Here is a 17159-nt window from a genome sequence, read left to right as displayed (position 1 = left end):
TTCCCCATGGCCGACAAGGCAAGTTTCAACTGGATCGACCCGCTGCTGCTGGACCAGCAACTCACCGAAGAAGAACGCATGGTGCGTGACAGCGCCTACCAGTTCGCCCAGGACAAGCTGGCGCCGCGCGTGCTGGAGGCCTTCCGTCATGAGCAGACCGACCCGGCGATCTTCCGCGAGATGGGCGAGACCGGCCTGCTCGGCGCCACCATCCCCGCCGAGTACGGCGGCAGCGGCCTGAACTACGTGTGCTACGGCCTGATCGCCCGCGAAGTGGAGCGTGTCGACTCCGGCTACCGCTCGATGATGAGTGTGCAATCCTCCCTGGTGATGGTGCCGATCTTCGAGTTCGGCAACGAAGCCACCCGGCAGAAGTACCTGCCCAAGCTGGCCAGCGGCGAATACATCGGCTGCTTTGGCCTGACCGAGCCGAACCACGGCTCCGATCCGGGCTCGATGATCACCCGCGCGAAGCAAGTCGACGGCGGCTACCGCCTGACCGGCAACAAGATGTGGATCACCAACAGCCCGATCGCCGACGTCTTCGTGGTCTGGGCCAAGGACGATGCCGGCGAGATCCGTGGCTTCGTGCTCGAGAAGGGCTGGCAGGGCCTGTCCGCCCCGGCGATCCACGGTAAGGTCGGCCTGCGCGCCTCCATCACCGGCGAGATCGTGATGGACAACGTGTTTGTGCCGGAAGAGAACGCCTTCCCGGACGTGCGCGGCCTGCGTGGTCCGTTCACCTGCCTGAACTCCGCCCGCTACGGCATTTCCTGGGGCGCCCTGGGGGCTGCCGAAGCCTGCTGGCACACCGCGCGCCAGTACGTGCTGGACCGCAACCAGTTCGGTCGCCCGCTGGCGGCCAACCAGCTGATCCAGAAGAAGCTGGCCGACATGCAGACCGAGATCACCCTGGCCCTGCAAGGCTGCCTGCGCCTGGGCCGCATGAAGGACGAAGGCACCGCCGCGGTGGAAATCACCTCGATCATGAAGCGAAACTCCTGCGGCAAGGCGCTGGATATCGCCCGTATGGCTCGCGACATGCTGGGTGGCAACGGCATCTCCGACGAGTTCGGCGTGGCCCGTCACCTGGTCAACCTGGAGGTGGTGAACACCTACGAAGGGACCCACGACGTCCACGCGCTAATCCTCGGTCGCGCGCAGACCGGTATCCAGGCATTCTTTTGAGCGTGAAGTTGGGGCGGCAGCAATGCCGCCCCCTTTTTAAAGGTTCTTCGCGGATTCTGGGGAAAGAGCGAGTTGACAGTCAGGAAAGTGGGTAGATTGGCAGTCGCCAAACGAACCAACCCCCACTCCCTGCTGCCGCCGTGCATCCTATTGATCTTGCTGCTTTCTGGCCAGGCTACGCGGTCGTCGCCTGTCGCCAAGCCACTCACGACACCCTGCTAATCAGTCTTGAGCCCCTGGCCGAGCACTTACCGATTTGCAGCCGGTGTGCCAAGCCCAGTCCGTTGATCCACGAGCGGCGAATTCGTCAGGTGCGTGACCGTGACCTGCTGGATCAGCGTGTGCTGCTCCAACTGCCGGTGCGCCGCGTCGACTGCCTGGATTGTGGGCGGGTGACCGAACGGATTGACTGGTTGGAGCCAGCCTCCCGCCTGACCCAGCGCTTGCGAGTCTGGCTCGAGGGCTTGCTGCAACTGTTGCCGATCAGCCACGTCAGCCGCCTCACCGGCCTGCACTGGCACACCCTCAAGACACTCGACAAGCGCCGCCTGGAAGCCTCGGTTGGCGCGTTTGAGCCAGGCGAGGTGCGTCGGCTGGTGATGGACGAGTTCGCCCTGCACAAAGGCCATCGCTACGCCACGGTGATCATGGATGCCGAGCGCACGCGGGTGCTGTGGGTGGGGCACGGCAACAGCCGTGAGGCGATCCGCCCGTTCTTCGAATTACTCGGCGAGCACTGCCAGCAGATTGAGGCGGTGGCCATGGACATGAACACCGCTTTCGACCTGGAAGTGCGGCAGCACTGCCCGCAGGCCGAAGTGGTATACGACCTGTTTCATGTGGTGGCGCGCTACGGTCGTGACGTGATCGACCGTATCCGGGTCGACCAAGCCAACCTCCTGCGCGAAGACAAACCGGCGCGCAAGGTGGTCAAGCAAAGCCGCTGGCTGTTGCTGCGCAATCGCGAAAACCTCAAGGACGGACAGGCCGTGCAGTTGCAGGAGCTCCTCGACGCCAACCAGCCATTGGCTACTGTCTATGTGCTCAAGGATGCTCTGAAGGAAGTCTGGTACGCCCCCTGCGTGCGGGAAGGCTGGCGGCGCTGGCGGGCCTGGCTGCGACATGCCCAGGAAAGCGGCCTCGCACCGCTACAGCGCTTTGCGCGCAACCTGCGCAAATACGCTCGGGGCATCCTCGCCAGTGCTCGCTTCCCCATGCACACCAGTGTTCTGGAGGGGGTGAACAACCGCATCAAGGTGATCAAACGCATGGCCTATGGCTTCCGGGACTCGGCCTACTTCTTCCTGAAAATCAAGGCCGCCTTCCCCGGGAAAGCGCGATGAACCTTTTTAAAGGGCATTCTCGGTTCTGGTGTTTGAGGGCGCCTGTTGTGTTTCCCGCGTTTCGGGAAGAGGGGAGTACCCGTTGGTAAACGGCAGCTATCGGCCCAGGCTGTGTGAAAACGTCGTCCTCGCCTAGAGTTGCTGAAGCAACGTCAGCGGGGGCGACGTATGAAGCGATTCATCGAGGAGGCAAGCCGGACGCAGGTCAGTTTGCTGCCCGAATGCCTGGAGGATTTCGTCGCCGAAGACAACCCGATCCGGGTGGTCGAAGCCTTCGTCGAGCAACTCGACCTGGCGACCCTGGAATTCGATGGGGTGGCGCCGGCGGCAACCGGTCGGCCGAGTGAGCACGGAGATGAGCCTGCATGTGCTCGCTTACAACCTCAAACGGTTGATGAGCATCATGGGCATCCGCGGAGCGGTGGCGGCCTTGCAGTCCTGAGGAGGACTTTTTTCACGTTCATTGCCGTCTCCCGATGCCATCGGAGACGTCTGAGACCTACTACCGCAAGCAGAACGCTATGTCGGCCCAAATCCCATCTCAACCCTTGCCATGGACCAGGACCGACTCAGAACCCCAAGTTCTGCTCTTTTCACACAGCCTGGGCCAATAGCAGTCCTTCGCTACAGGCTCCTTCCGGCCATTAAGCGGACCTTTCCTATGATGGAAATGCGCAGTCCGATGAGAGCCCTTGGCTTAGGTTGGACGCAACCAGGGGTAGGTGGGTGAGTAGCAGACTGGATAGGCATTCGGATAGATTTAGACCAATTGCCTCCATAACTGCCCTGCCACGTGGACGACTGGGCACACTAGGACGCAGGGGCCTTATGGAGCGACGGGGTTGTGTTGCCCGATCTTGACTCGGTTAACACGGCCAGCGTTTCAGCGTCTTGCGCTGAAACCGTTGCGCGTTCCCTTATCGGCCACTCTTGGTCCTTGATCCATATGAGCGGGATATGAAAAAGCGCCTTCCACCATTGAACTGGCTGCGTGCCTTTGAGGCGTCTGCCCGCCTTCTGAACTTCACGCATGCAGCCCAGGAGCTGAATCTCACCCAGGCTGCCATCAGTCAACAGCTGAAGGCGCTGGAGTCGCAATTGGGCACCGCGCTGTTTAAACGCCTGCCGCGCGGCCTAGAGCTGACTGAAGCCGGCATGTCTTACTTTCCGGTGGTAAGAGAGTCGGTTGAACGCCTGGCCGCTGCGACTGACGAAATCTTTGGCCAGGGGCATCGCAGCGCCTTGATAGTGCGAACAAGCCTGGTCTTTTTCACGCACTGGCTGGCAATGCGCTTGCCACGCTTCCGAGCTCTGCATCCTCAGGTCAATCTTCGTATTGCCAGTAATATCTGGGTTGACGACTCCGACTCGGATGCAGATCTGGATATCCGTTATGGGCAGGGGCGTTGGCCTGGACTGAAGGCGGAGCGCCTAACCTGGGACACCTTGCAACCGGTGTGTTCGCCCAGCCTGCCTACGCCTGAGAGGCCGCTGAGTCGCCCTCTCGACCTTTCCCGGCACGAATTGCTGCATGTTCTTGGCTATGAGGAAGGCTGGGGATACTGGCTGAAGAAGAATCGCGCAGAGAGTGTGGATTCATCGCAGGGGCTGCAGTTCGATACGCTGATCTCCGCACTTGAGGTGGCCGAATTGGGGCAGGGTGTGGCATTGGCGCGTTCGTCCCTGGTACGCCATCTGTTAGACAGCGGTCGGCTCATTGCACCCTTAGCAAATACGGTGGCCACCCAGGAAGCGTTCTATCTCGTGTATGCCCCGCACAGCATGGTAAACCCCGATGCAGCGGCGTTTGCCGAATGGTTGTGCCAAGAGGCTTTGGCGTTTCGTGACGAAGCCTCGTCCGGGAGTGCGGAAGACTGCTAGCGATAAGCTGTTGCGCGTAACCATAAAAAAAATGGCCCCATAGGGCCATTTTTTATTGCTTTTCCCAGTCGGGCGTTTTTCTGAAAGTAGCGTCCAGATCGCAAGCCAACGGTCCTGTTCAGCAGGCCGGGGGACCGGTTAAAGCAAGGTATCGACAACAACAATTAACCGGGCACGGCCGTATCTGGCTGGCTCGGCGCTAGACAGGGTTACCTCATGGGAAACGCTAAGCAACTGCCCCTGCAGGGCGTCAATGTTATCGACTTCGGCCAGTACATCGCCGGTCCCGCGGTAGCGATGATCCTCGCCGATCTCGGTGCCACCGTCATTCACATCGATCCCCCAACGGGCCCGCTTTGGGACAGTCCGGCCAACGCCACACTCAACCGCAACAAGCTGTGCATGCGCTTGGATCTGAAGAGTGCCAATGGACTGCGCCAGGCACGCGAACTGGTAGCGAAGGCGGATGTGGTGATCGAAAACTTCCGCCCGGGTGTGATGGCAGGCCTAGGCCTGAATTTCTCTGAGCTGCGGCGTAGCCGCCCGGAACTGATCACACTTTCCATCCCCGGTTTCGCCAGCAACGATGAGTTGCGTCGTGAGTGGCGCGCCACCGAGGCAGTAATCGCGTCAGCCTCTGGCGTGTTCACCGACATGGGCCAGAATCGGGTGCTGATGGGGATCAACCCAAGCTTCTCTCCGCTGCCGTTGGCCTCCGCCTACGGCACCATGCTCGCAGTGTCGGCCGTGGTATTGGCTCTGCAGGCGCGCGAAAAAAGTGGCGTAGGTGATGAGATTGAAGTGCCGCTTTCCTCGGCGGTGATGGAAGGGCTTTCGTACAACTCCATCAAGATCGACGGCTATCCGCTGCGATACAAGACCTTGCGCGAGAAGGAGAGCGAGCGGCGCAGGGCGGAGAACCTGCCGATGAACCTCAGCTATGAGGAGCTGCAGGAGTACCTGGATCCCTTCTATCGCACCTACGAATGCGCCGACGGCCGCAAGTTCTATGCGGTCTGTCCTTCGCACCGAGACCATGCCAAGCGCTGCCTGCAGGCAATGGGGCTGTACGAGGAAATGCTCGCCGCTGGCCTGCCCAAGGTGGACAACCCGTACCTGCCGATCGATCAGTGGGAAGGCGATGCTTCCCTAGGTGTCTACCCGCTGCCCGCAGATTGGGCCGCGCGTATCTCTGCACGGATGAAGGAAGTGTTCCTCACGAAGACTGCTGCCGAGTGGGAAGTGATCTTCGGCGAGGGGCGATTCCCTGGGGCTCCACACCGTTCCACTCAGGAATGGCTACACGACGAGCACTCCAACACTGCTGGTCTGGTAGTCGAGGTGACGGACCGCGAGTACGGGCTAATGAAACAACCAGGGCCGGTGGCATGGTTGGAAGGCTGTGCAGAACCGATGCTCAAGCCGGTTTCCCGGCGTGACGTTACTTTCGATGAGGCGCTGGCAACGCTGCAGGAACGTCCGACCCCGACCCTGCCGGCACCGAAACTGGACGGTCAGAGTGGTTGGCTGGACGGTGTGAAGATCCTCGACCTTACCAACGTCATCGCCGGTCCGCACTCCACCTCGTTCCTCGGCCGCTTCGGCGCAGATGTCATCAAGCTTGATCCGGCAGTGCCCAACTACGATCCGTGGAACACAGTCGTCTTCGGCCTGTCCTCCGCACGCGGCAAGGAAAGCATCCTGGTCGACCTCAACACCGTCGCCGGTCGCGAGGTGTTCAACCGCCTGGTTCGCGAAGTGGACGTAATTGTGATGAACGCTCCGGATCGTCAGCTGGCCCCGCTAGGCCTGGACGAGGCCAGCCTGCAGGCGGTCAATCCTGGTGTGATCTTCTGCCAGCTCGATTGCTTCGGTGGCCCGCGCCGTGGACCGCGTACCGACTACCTGGGCTACGACGATCTGATCCAGGCCACCACCGGCATCATGCTGCGATTTGGCGGTGGCATGCAGACCCCAGAAGAGCACGCCCACGTCGGTACCATCGACGTGATGTGCGGCTTCGCCGCCGCGCTGGGTGTGGCCACCGCGCTGTACCGTAAGCATCGCACCGGCGAAGCCCACCGTGCGCGCACCTCTCTGGCAGCATTGGGTAACTTGGTACAGATACCGTTCTGCTACGACTACGTAGGTCGCGGCCCCTTCGATGAGCCGTCTGGTCGTGACGCTGTAGGATACAGCGAGCTGTCGCGCTTCTATCGCACTGCGGACGGCTGGATCTACCTAGATGCTGACGAGAGTGACCTGGACAAGTTCGGTGCCATTGCCGAACTAGCAGGAGTGGCTTCAGCTACCGATCGTGAGGCCTTCCTTGGCCATGCCATTGGCCGCATGTCCAGCACTACGCTGCAAGAGCGTCTGCAAGCGGCCAACATCGCTGCTGCGGTGCCGGACAACATCGACAATCTGCGTCAACGCTATAGCCGCGCAGCCGATGGTCAGCCTGGCACGAACATCGGCAGCTACGCCTTCAGCGTGTATAGCGATCATCCCAGCGGCCATCGAATCACGCAGCTCGACCCGTACGCGATTCGCCCGCGCGTCTCGCGCATTCGCGCCCTACCGCCAGCGGAGAAATTTGGTGCCTCTACCCGCAAGGTACTTCAACAACTGGGTTACAGCGCTGAGCAGATTCGCACGCTGCTGGATATCGGGGCGATCAGCGAAAGCTGGAGTGACGAGTACCTGCCTAGCTGATCGGTAGGACCCGTTGTACTCGGTTCAGGCCTATCCCTCGTGTCGGGTCTGAACCTCTCCAGGATGCCCTCACCCTTTCTGAGAACGAGCGTCGAAGCCCGCTCGCGGGCTCGCTCATGCCGCGAAAAGAGATTTCATCATGACTTACTCAAGCATTCTCCCCCGCGTTCTGCAGACCGGTGCTGGCGCCAGTCTGCAGATCCCGCAGATCCTTGCCAGCCTGGGCTGCATGCGCCCGCTGATCATTACCGACCGCATGATGGTTGAGCTGGGCTACGCCGGGCGCATTCAAAATGCCCTCGCCGATACTGGTCTGTATGCAGACGTATTCTCGGAAACCGTACCGGAACCTACGGTGGCATCAATCCAGGCAGGCGTCGAAACCGCTCGGGGTGGTAGCTACGACAGCATCATCGCATTGGGTGGCGGTAGCCCGATTGATAGCGCCAAGGCCATCGGAATCCTAGCCAAGCACGGTGGCGAAATGCGCGACTACAAGTTCCCGCGCAACGTCACCGAGGCCGGTCTGCCGATCATCGCCATTCCAACCACTGCCGGCACCGGTTCGGAAGTGACTCGCTTCACCATCATCACTGACGAGAAAAGCGACGAGAAGATGCTCTGCGTCGGGGCAGGCTTCATGCCCGTGGCCGCACTAGTGGACTTCGAGCTGACCCTGAGCTTGCCTCCGAGGGTCACTGCCGACACCGGAATCGATGCACTGACCCATGCCATCGAGGCGTATGTCAGCAAAAAGGCCAATCTATTCAGCGATGCACAGGCTCTGGCCGCAATGCGTCTGATCGGGCCGAACCTGCGTCGGGTCTATTCGCAGGGTGATGATCGAGTAGCACGTGAAGCGGTGATGCTGGGTTCGACCCTGGCGGGTTTGGCGTTCTCGGCCGCCTCGGTCGCTTTGGTGCATGGAATGAGCCGCCCGATCGGCGCCTTCTTCCATGTGCCGCATGGCCTTTCGAACGCCATGCTGCTGCCTGCTGTTACTGCGTTCTCCATCCCAGCGGCCCGGGATCGCTACGCCGATTGTGCGCGAGCGATGGGGGTAGCTACTGCCTCGGACTGCGACAACGCCGCTGTTGAGAAACTCCTCGCTGAACTGGAGGCGATCAACGCTGAGTTGAACGTGCCAACGCCGGCGCAGTTCGGCATCGACCGTAATCAATTCTTTGAGCTCATGCCGACCATGGCTCGTCAGGCACTGGCCTCCGGCTCGCCTGGCAACAACCCGCGCGTACCTAGCGAGGCCGAGATGGTCGAGCTGTACCGCAGCCTCTGGTAAGTCCTTCCGCCATTTTCGAACCTGTCTGAACGTACGAGGAATCCGCTCATGAACACTGTAGGCCACCTGATCAACGGCCAGATCACTACTGCCGCCAAGCGCACCCAGGATGTCTTCAACCCGGCTACTGGTGAAGTTTCCCGCCAGGTCGCCCTGGCCTCCGCACAGACCGTGGATTGTGCAATTGCCGCGGCTGAAGCAGCCTTCCCGGCCTGGCGCGATACTCCGCCGATCAAACGTGCCCGAGTGATGTTCCGCTTCAAGGAACTGTTGGAGAAGAACGCCGACACCATCTGCCAGATGATTGGTGAGGAGCACGGCAAGATCTCCCATGATGCCGCCGGTGAGCTGCAGCGCGGCATCGAGAACGTCGAATACGCCTGTGGCATCGCCGAGCTTCTCAAGGGGGAGCACAGCAAAAACGTTGGACCGAACATCGACTCCTGGAGCGAGTTCCAGCCGTTGGGGGTGGTGGCCGGCATTACTCCGTTCAACTTCCCGGTGATGGTGCCGCTGTGGATGTTCCCGATGGCGATTGCCAGCGGCAACTGCTTCATCCTCAAGCCTTCCGAGCGCGATCCAAGCTCCACCCTGTTCATCGCCCAGCTGCTGCAAGAAGCGGGTCTGCCCAATGGTGTGCTGAACGTAGTGAATGGTGACAAGGAAGCGGTGGACATCCTCCTGCGCGACCCTCGCGTTCAGGCAGTGAGTTTCGTCGGTTCGACTCCGGTAGCCGAGTACATCTACTCCACCGCGACCGCCCATGGCAAACGTTGCCAAGCGCTGGGTGGTGCCAAGAACCACGCCATCGTGATGCCCGACGCAGATATGGACAACGCTGTTAACCAACTGCTCGGGGCGGCCTTCGGCTCTTCCGGCGAGCGCTGCATGGCCTTGTCGGTCGCAGTGGCGGTGGGGGACGCAGCTGCAGATGCGCTGGTGGAGAAAATGCAGGCGGCCATGCAGAACCTGAAAGTCGGCGCCTACACCGACAGCAAGAATGATTTCGGCCCTGTCATCACCCGCCAGCATCAGCAGAAGGTGATTGGCTACATCGACAGCGCGGAAGAGCAGGGCGCCACTGTCGTGGTCGACGGTCGTCAGCCCTGTGTCGATGGTTATGAAAACGGCTTCTTCGTTGGCGGAACTCTGATCGATCGCGTGACTCCGGAGATGGTCAGCTACAAAGAGGAAATCTTCGGCCCGGTCTTGCAAGTGGTGCGAGTCAACAGCATGAAAGAAGCCATGGCGCTGATTGACAACCATGAGTACGGCAATGGCACCTGCATCTTCACCCGCGACGGTGAAGCGGCTCGGTACTTCTCCGACAACATCAAGGTCGGCATGGTCGGTATCAACGTCCCGCTGCCGGTGCCGGTGGCTTACCACAGCTTCGGTGGCTGGAAACGCTCGCTGTTCGGCGACCTGCATGCGTATGGCCCGGACGCGGTTCGTTTCTATACCCGTCGCAAGACCGTGACTCAGCGTTGGCCGTCGTCCGGTGTGCGTGAAGGTGTCGAGTTCTCCATGCCTACCATGAAGTAAGGCACGGCACCAAGGCAGGGGCTGCCCAATCACCCTTGCCTTGGTGACCTTGTGTCACCCGATTCAAGTTTCACCTTATAAGAACAATGGAAAGGTTGTAATGCTTGATTCCACCTCGAAAAGCTCTGCATCCCTCAAGAGCAGAATGGACGTACCGCTCATTCTGTTCAGCATCCTGGTAATCGGCTTGAGCGTCGCGGGCCTGATGCTCTTCCCCCAACAGTCACTGATCCTCGCGGACAAGGCTTTCGTCTCGACGACCAGTCTTTTCGGCTCCACCGTTCAAATGGTCGGTTTCGTCTGCGTACTGCTCATCGCCTGGATTGCATGCAGCAAGTACGGGAACATTCGGCTAGGCGAAGGAAAACCCCAGTACAGCAATACCAGTTGGGTGTTCATGTTCATCTGCGCTGGTCTGGGATCGGCAACTATGTACTGGGCCTTCATGGAGTGGACCTACTACTACATGACTCCAGGGCTGGATATCGCGCCGCGCAGCAAGGAGGCGATCGAGTACAGCATTGCCTACTCATTCTTTCACTGGGGCATCACGCCCTGGGCCATTTATGGCATTGCCTCCCTGGCGATGGCCTATCACTTCCATGTTCGCAAGAATCCGGGCCTTCGCTTGTCCTCGGCGGTGGAAGCGATAACCGGTCTGAAGTCCACCAGCCTGGTCGGTCGTAGCATCGACGTGATCTTCCTGTTGTCCACCTTCGGCGGCCTGGTACTGACGATTACGCTTTCGTCGTCCACTGTGGCGAAGGGCCTGTCGATGCTCTTTGACGTGAGCGACAGTTTTGCCCTCAAAGCCTCGCTGGTGATCATGGTCACATTGGTCTTCTCCCTCAGTTCCTACATCGGTATCGGTGAGGGGATGCAGCGATTGGCGCACGCAGCGTGCGGACTGACCCTGGTGTTCGCCTTAGTGGTTCTGGTCCTGGGGCCCACAGCGTTCACATTGAACAACATCTCCAACGGCATCGGCCTCATGCTGCAGAACTTCGTTCACATGAGCCTGGCAACCGATCCAGTAGGCAGTGGAGAGTTTGCTCGAGGCTGGACGGTATTTTATTGGTTGTACTGGATCACCTACACACCCGGCGTGGCGCTCTTTGTCACACGGGTATCGCAGGGACGCAAAATCAGGGAAGTAGTCCTTGCCATGGTGCTGGGTGGCTGCGGTGGATGCTGGCTCTTTTTCGGCAGCCTGCAGAGTTTTGCCATTCACCAGTTTCTCACCGGAGTCATCGACTCTCCTTCCTTGCTTGATGCTTCGGGTGGGGAGGCAGTGGTTTCCATGTTGTTGGCGAGCTTGCCATTTGGCAAGTTCTTGGCGGCCGGCTACTTCCTGCTGATGCTGGTCTTCCTGACTTCGCACCTGGATGCGGTCGCCTTCTCGGTTGCAGCGACCAGCACTCGAAACCTCCAGGAAGGGGAAGACCCTTCACCGAAACTCCGGTTGTTCTGGTGCTTGATGCTCGCCGCCATTCCGCTCGCGATGCTCTACATCAACGCCCCCCTGCATACGTTGAAAACGGTGGTGACCTTGGCTGCAATTCCATTTGTCGTCGTATTGGCCATCAAGATGTATGGCTTGTTCAAATGGATGCGCGAGGACTACGGGGATATACCTGCACATATCATCGAGTTGAATCCCGAGATTGCAGTTGCGGAACATACGGTTGCAGAAGATAGGTCTTCGGTTGGTCGCCTCGTTGGAGTTAAAGGCGAAAATGTAACGGCTTAGGTTGGACGACCTAATTTAGCGGGTTACGCGACTTGCGTAATCCGCTTTTTTGTTTTTAGAAGTTTTGGTTTCTCATGTTTTCTGAGGTGATTCATATTTGCAGCGGGTTCTGGGATTTCATCAGAACTCGTCCTGATGTGAGAGCCTGCCATCCGTTATGGAAAGCTGGCGTCAGATTCGAGGCGGGCATCAGGGCCGGCTGATAGCGGGCTGGCCACCTTGAAGCCCGCTATTCATTGGAGGGTGTCATAAAAAAAATTTGGGCTTTGCCCCTTTTTTTATTGCTTCCGCACGCCGTTTTTTTCGCTGAAAGTAAGTCACGGTCGCTTCTTGGTGAGTTGAGCGGAAAACTTTTGAGAATGGTTGGTTAGGAGAGGATTTCTCCTGAAGTCTGCCAATGAGCATTTATTAATATAGGTCGGCGAGGTATTGGTAGAAATACAAGTCTGTGTTCGAAAGCCTTTAAAGCTCCATCTCATAGAATAATAGGGGTAAATATTATGAATCAAGCAACTACGTTGCTGTTTGCCAGCCTTTTCTGCACTTCTGCGTTTGCCGAAAAAGCGCTTACCGTGGTTTCTTATGGTGGCAGCCTCGCCGAAGCACAGGTGGAGTCGGCCCATAAGCCGTACACCAAGGCTACGGGTATCAAGGTAATCTCCGAGGATTACTCGGGCGGCATCGCTCCCATCAAAACCCAAGTTGACAGCCAAAAGGTGACTTGGGATGTGGTCGACGCGGAGCTGCTGAATGTCTACCGGGCCTGCAGCACCGGGCTCCTTGAACGTATCGACCCGAAGACCCTGGCTCCGGCACCCGACGGAACTCCCGCGGAAAAAGATTTCATCCCCGGCGCGCTCAGTGAATGTGGCGTTGCCAGCTATGTCTGGTCCACAGTGGTCGCCTACAACACCAACGCCTTCCCTGGTGAAAAACCAACAAGTCTGAAGGACTTCTTCGATGTTCAGCGGTTCCCCGGAAAGCGAGCGCTCCGTAAGGCTCCGCAGGTAAACCTGGAGTGGGCGCTGATGGCTGATGGGGTTCCGCGTGACCAGGTCTATACGACGCTGGAGACCGAGGAAGGCCTGGAGCGAGCCTTCCGAAAGCTCGACACCATCAAGGATCAGGTTGTCTGGTGGGAGGCGGGGGCACAGCCGCCGCAGTTGCTGGCCGACGGCCAAGTCAGCCTGGCGTCCGCCTACAGCGGTCGTATCGTGATCGCAAGCCGCAAAGAAAATCAGCCTTTCAAGATCGTTTGGGATGGCCAGGTCTATGACATGGAAGCCTGGGTAATGCCTGCAGGTAATCCGAATAAGGCGCAGGCGTTCGACTTCCTCAAGTTCGCCACTCAGAGCTCGGTGTTGGCTGATCAGTCCAACTACATCCCCTACGGACCGACGCGCTACTCCGCCCAGAAGCTCGTCAGCCCTGAAGTCCAGGCAGACCTCCCGACCAGCCCCGAGAACTTCGCCACGGCGCTGCAGGTTGACTCCGAATGGTGGGGCGATCACGCCGATGAGCTGAACGAGCGCTTCAACGCTTGGTTGGCGAAATAACCGGGCTCCATAGCACGCAGGCCAACTGACCGGTGAGGCTGGTCGAGCTGACAAGGCTCGGCCAGCCACTGTGCAGCCACACCCTTTTCGCGACGAGCTGACACTGCTCCCGAACCACTCTCGACGTAGGGCGTTGCCCTACTGCGGGTGGACGTTTTCAGCCCAAGCAAGATCAGCGCTATGCGAAACGGTATGTGCACCGGCAGCAGATATCCACACGCTATTCGAACAAGAAACAGGTGCATCCATGGATTCACAATCTTTTGTCAGCTTCCGCAATGTCCAGAAGAGCTACGACGGCGAGTCGCTCGTCGTGAAAAATTTCAATCTGGAGATTGAGCAAGGTGAGTTCGTCACCATGCTCGGGCCATCGGGCTCAGGTAAGACCACTTGCCTGATGATGCTGGCGGGATTCGAGACCGTCACCCACGGCCAGATTTGCATCGACCGCAAGCCAGTCAACGACATCGCCCCGCAGAAGCGTGGCATCGGCATGGTCTTCCAGAACTACGCGCTGTTCCCGCACATGACCATCGAGGAAAACCTGGCCTTCCCGCTGAAGGTACGCAACCTATCCCGCAGCGAGATCCAGGAGAGGGTCCGCAAGGCTTTGGACATGGTCGCGCTGGGCAAGCTCGGCAGCCGTATGCCAGCCCAGCTTTCCGGAGGACAGAAGCAGCGTGTTGCATTGGCCCGCGCGTTGATCTTCGAGCCGCGTCTGGTGCTGATGGACGAACCTCTCGGCGCGCTCGACAAGCAGCTGCGCGAGCAGATGCAGTACGAGATCAAGCGTCTCTCCAAGCAGCTAGGCATCACGGTGGTGTACGTCACCCACGATCAGAGCGAGGCGCTGACCATGTCCGACCGCATCGCTGTGTTCAACGAGGGCATCGTGCAGCAACTGGCCAACCCGTCAGATCTCTACGAGAAGCCGGAGACCGCTTTCGTCGCTAGCTTCATCGGCGAGAACAATCGCCTACACGGCGAGGTTGTCGAGCAGCAGGACGGATACTGCACCGTGCGGGTTGGTGAACACATGGTGAAAGCGCTAGCGGTAAAGGTGGCGGGCGTAGGTGCACCGGCCACGCTGTCGATTCGCCCGGAGCGGATCCTGATCAATCCGGGGCAGTGGGAGTGCGAGAACCGCATGCCTGCACGCATCCTGGAAGTGATTTATCACGGCGATCACCTACGCGCACGACTGGAGTTGGCCGGGCACCAGGAGTTCATTGTCAAAGTAGTGAATGCTGCCGGCATGGCCTGCCCGAGCCTGGGCGAAAGGATCTACGTTGGTTGGGCCGTTGAGGACTGCCGGGCACTGGACGCCTGACCCGTTTCCCCCCTGCATTCCAGTATGTCTCCGGAGCTTCAAATGAGCAGTTCGTACCCAGTGAATCCGACACTCGACGCTGTGAGCGTGGAACTCGGCCAGGCGAGCCTGAAGAACAAGCTTGCGCAGGCAGAGCGCATCAACAAGACCCGGTCATTCCTCCTGGTCCTGCCGTTGCTGGCGTTCATCGTAGTGTTCTTCCTCTTGCCGATCGGCAACATGCTGATCCGCAGCGTTCAGAACACCACAATGTCGACCTACATGCCGCAAACCACGCAGGCTCTGCGGGCTTGGGACGGTGAAGCAATACCCTCGGAGCAGGTGTTCTCCGTGCTAGGCAAGGAGATGCTGAGCCTTGCGCGGGAACAGCAACTCGACCGCGTCGGCACGGACCTGAATCGTGTCAAAAGTGGACTGAAGAGCCTGATTAGTAAAACAGCGCGTGAACTGGGTAAGGCGCCGCCGCTACAGGGCGCTTATGCCTCCAGCATGATGAGGATCGACGGTCGCTGGGGCAAGCTGGACACCTGGACCCAGCTCAAGAGCATGGCGCCGGCTTACTCCGCAATCCACTATCTGTCCGCACTCGACCTCCAGTATGACGACCGCGGCAATGTGGTACGGCAGCCTGAGTCCAGGCAGATCTACGTCGATGTGCTACTGAAGACCCTGGCCATCACATTCGGCATCACCGTGCTGTGCATGGTCTTGGGCTACCCGCTGGCCTACATGCTCGCCACGCTGCCGGCAAAGATCAGCAATGTCTTGATGATTCTGGTGCTGCTGCCGTTCTGGACCTCGTTGCTGGTCCGCACCACCGCCTGGATGGTGATCCTGCAGTCCAATGGGGTGCTAAACAGCACGCTGCTCAAGCTCGGCCTCATCGGACAGCCGCTCGACCTCATGTTCAACATGTGGGGCACCGTGATTGCCATGACACACATCTTGCTGCCGTTCATGGTGCTGCCGATGTACAGCGTGATGAAAAGCATCGACAGCACTTACATCCGGGCCGCGCACTCAATGGGGGCCAGCTCGTTCCGTACCTTCTTCCGCATCTATTTCCCGCTGTCGCTGCCTGGACTGAGCGCTGGCGGCATCCTCGTGTTCATCCTGGCCATCGGGTACTACATCACTCCAGCTCTGGTCGGTGGGCGCACGGGGCAAGTCATCAGCAACTTCATCGCCTACCACATGCAGACCTCCCTCAACTGGGGCCTGGCCGCCGCCATCGGCAGCATCCTGCTGATGATCGTTCTGCTGCTCTATTGGCTCTATGACCGTGTCGTCGGCATCAGCAACATGAAACTGGGGTAATCAAGATGAGCCTTCCAAGCTACACCGGCCCGCTGGGGCGCATGTGGTTCTACAGCGTTCGTGGCTTCGCCTCGCTGGTTCTGTTGTTTCTCGTGTTGCCGATCCTCGTCGTCACGCCATTGTCGTTCAACGTTGAGCCGTACTTCAGCTTCACCAGCGGGATGCTCAGCCTCGATCCCGACGCGTTCTCACTGCGCTGGTATCACCAGTTGCTCGAGGACCCGTTGTGGTTGTTGTCCTTCAAGAACAGCTTGCTCATTGCGGTCTGCTCCACCGCTATTGCAACGGGATTGGGAACCCTGGCAGCTCTAGGACTGAGCCGGTCGAACCTGCCCTTCAAAGGCCTGCTGATGGGGACACTTATCTCGCCGATGATTGTTCCGGTGATCATCTCGTCCGCGGGAATGTACTTTTTCTACAGCACGCTCGGCATTGCCCAGAGCCACCTGGGTATCATCCTGGCGCATGCGGTGTTGGGCATTCCGTTCGTGATCATCACCGTCACCGCGACCCTGGTCGGATTTGATCATTCTCTGACTCGCGCTGCTTCCAGCCTTGGTGCGTCACCGGCCTACACCTTCTTCAGGGTCACCTTTCCGATCATTCGACCGGGGATCATTTCGGGAGCCCTGTTCGCGCTGGTCACTTCGTTCGACGAGGCCGTAGTCGTGCTGTTCCTAGGTGGTGTGGAGCAACGCACCATCCCACGGCAAATGTGGTCGGGCATGCGCGAGCAGATCAGCCCGACCATCCTTGCGGCCGCCACCTTGCTCATACTCGGCTCCGTGTTGCTTCTGGTCGCAATTGAGGTCATGCGGCGGCGTTCTCTACGCTTGAGGGGTATCAAGGAGTAGATCTCCGGTGCCAACTTTCAGATTACGTCAGGCAGCGACTCATATTCAGTTGGCGGATAAATCCTAGGGGCCCATTGGGCCCCTTTTATACATGCCTACCAGTTGCAGATCTGTACGCGCATGGACGATCACTCGGACTCATAGTCCAGCAACTCGTATATCCGATGATTAGTAGAGGTCTGCTTTTGGCCGATTCTGTTGAAAAAGTCGGTGTCGCCCAGGCTCGCTCGCGCGAAGCCTAAAAAACGCACGATTGACGTGTCGCTACGCGAAATCTGGGGCAGTGCAGTGCCGAAATTGGCTCAGATTTCAACGTAAGGCGCCTACTTTCTCGGGCAAAAATCGAAGTGGGACTTTTTCAACAGAATCGACCGATTTCTGCC

General features: G+C 59.1%; 11 protein-coding genes and 1 pseudogene. All 12 read left to right on the top strand.

The window, feature by feature from the left end; translation table 11 throughout:
* The first annotated feature begins 6 nt into the window (after positions 1–6).
* The 12 genes and pseudogenes from THL1_RS17415 (at position 7) to THL1_RS17360 (ending at position 16776) form a co-directional block, all read left to right on the top strand.
* A complete protein-coding gene (locus tag THL1_RS17415) occupies positions 7–1188 on the top strand; it encodes an acyl-CoA dehydrogenase (RefSeq protein ID WP_069084403.1) in 1182 nt (393 codons plus the stop codon).
* Between the two features lie 140 nt (positions 1189–1328).
* A complete protein-coding gene (locus tag THL1_RS17410) occupies positions 1329–2531 on the top strand; it encodes an ISL3 family transposase (RefSeq protein ID WP_145928262.1) in 1203 nt (400 codons plus the stop codon).
* A gap of 168 nt (positions 2532–2699) precedes the next feature.
* Positions 2700–2882 (top strand): annotated as a pseudogene (locus THL1_RS30740) (IS5/IS1182 family transposase); the annotation flags it as partial.
* Between the two features lie 606 nt (positions 2883–3488).
* Positions 3489–4412: a transcriptional regulator GcvA gene (gcvA, locus tag THL1_RS17400; protein WP_069084401.1), complete on the top strand. Its 924-nt coding sequence runs from the start codon at positions 3489–3491 to the stop codon at positions 4410–4412.
* Between the two features lie 216 nt (positions 4413–4628).
* Positions 4629–7127 (top strand): CoA transferase, encoded by a 2499-nt coding sequence (locus THL1_RS17395; RefSeq protein WP_069084400.1) that lies wholly within the window; start codon positions 4629–4631, stop codon positions 7125–7127.
* Between the two features lie 139 nt (positions 7128–7266).
* The gene (locus tag THL1_RS17390; RefSeq protein WP_069084399.1) at positions 7267–8424 is read left to right on the top strand and encodes an iron-containing alcohol dehydrogenase; all 1158 of its coding nucleotides are present in this window, start codon (positions 7267–7269) and stop codon (positions 8422–8424) included.
* A 48-nt stretch (positions 8425–8472) separates the two neighbouring features.
* Positions 8473–9969, top strand: a complete 1497-nt coding sequence (locus tag THL1_RS17385) for a CoA-acylating methylmalonate-semialdehyde dehydrogenase (RefSeq protein WP_069084398.1) — start codon at positions 8473–8475, stop codon at positions 9967–9969.
* Positions 9970–10069: 100 nt separating this feature from the next.
* On the top strand, positions 10070–11719 hold the full coding sequence (locus tag THL1_RS17380; protein WP_145928327.1) for a BCCT family transporter: 1650 nt from the start codon (positions 10070–10072) through the stop codon (positions 11717–11719).
* 500 nt (positions 11720–12219) lie between these two features.
* Positions 12220–13275: an ABC transporter substrate-binding protein gene (locus tag THL1_RS17375; RefSeq protein ID WP_069084397.1), complete on the top strand. Its 1056-nt coding sequence runs from the start codon at positions 12220–12222 to the stop codon at positions 13273–13275.
* Between the two features lie 247 nt (positions 13276–13522).
* Positions 13523–14605, top strand: a complete 1083-nt coding sequence (locus tag THL1_RS17370; protein ID WP_052659123.1) for an ABC transporter ATP-binding protein — start codon at positions 13523–13525, stop codon at positions 14603–14605.
* 42 nt (positions 14606–14647) lie between these two features.
* Positions 14648–15922 carry an ABC transporter permease gene (locus THL1_RS17365; protein WP_069084396.1) on the top strand — a complete coding sequence of 425 codons (1275 nt, stop codon included), beginning with the start codon at positions 14648–14650 and terminating at the stop codon, positions 15920–15922.
* Positions 15923–15927: 5 nt separating this feature from the next.
* Positions 15928–16776, top strand: coding sequence for an ABC transporter permease (locus tag THL1_RS17360; RefSeq protein ID WP_044870076.1), 849 nt, complete (start codon positions 15928–15930; stop codon positions 16774–16776).
* The last annotated feature ends 383 nt before the right edge of the window (positions 16777–17159 follow it).

The sequence above is a fragment of the Pseudomonas sp. TCU-HL1 genome (assembly GCF_001708505.1).
GTDB lineage: Bacteria > Pseudomonadota > Gammaproteobacteria > Pseudomonadales > Pseudomonadaceae > Metapseudomonas.
This window is presented reverse-complemented; position numbering and strand designations above follow the sequence as displayed.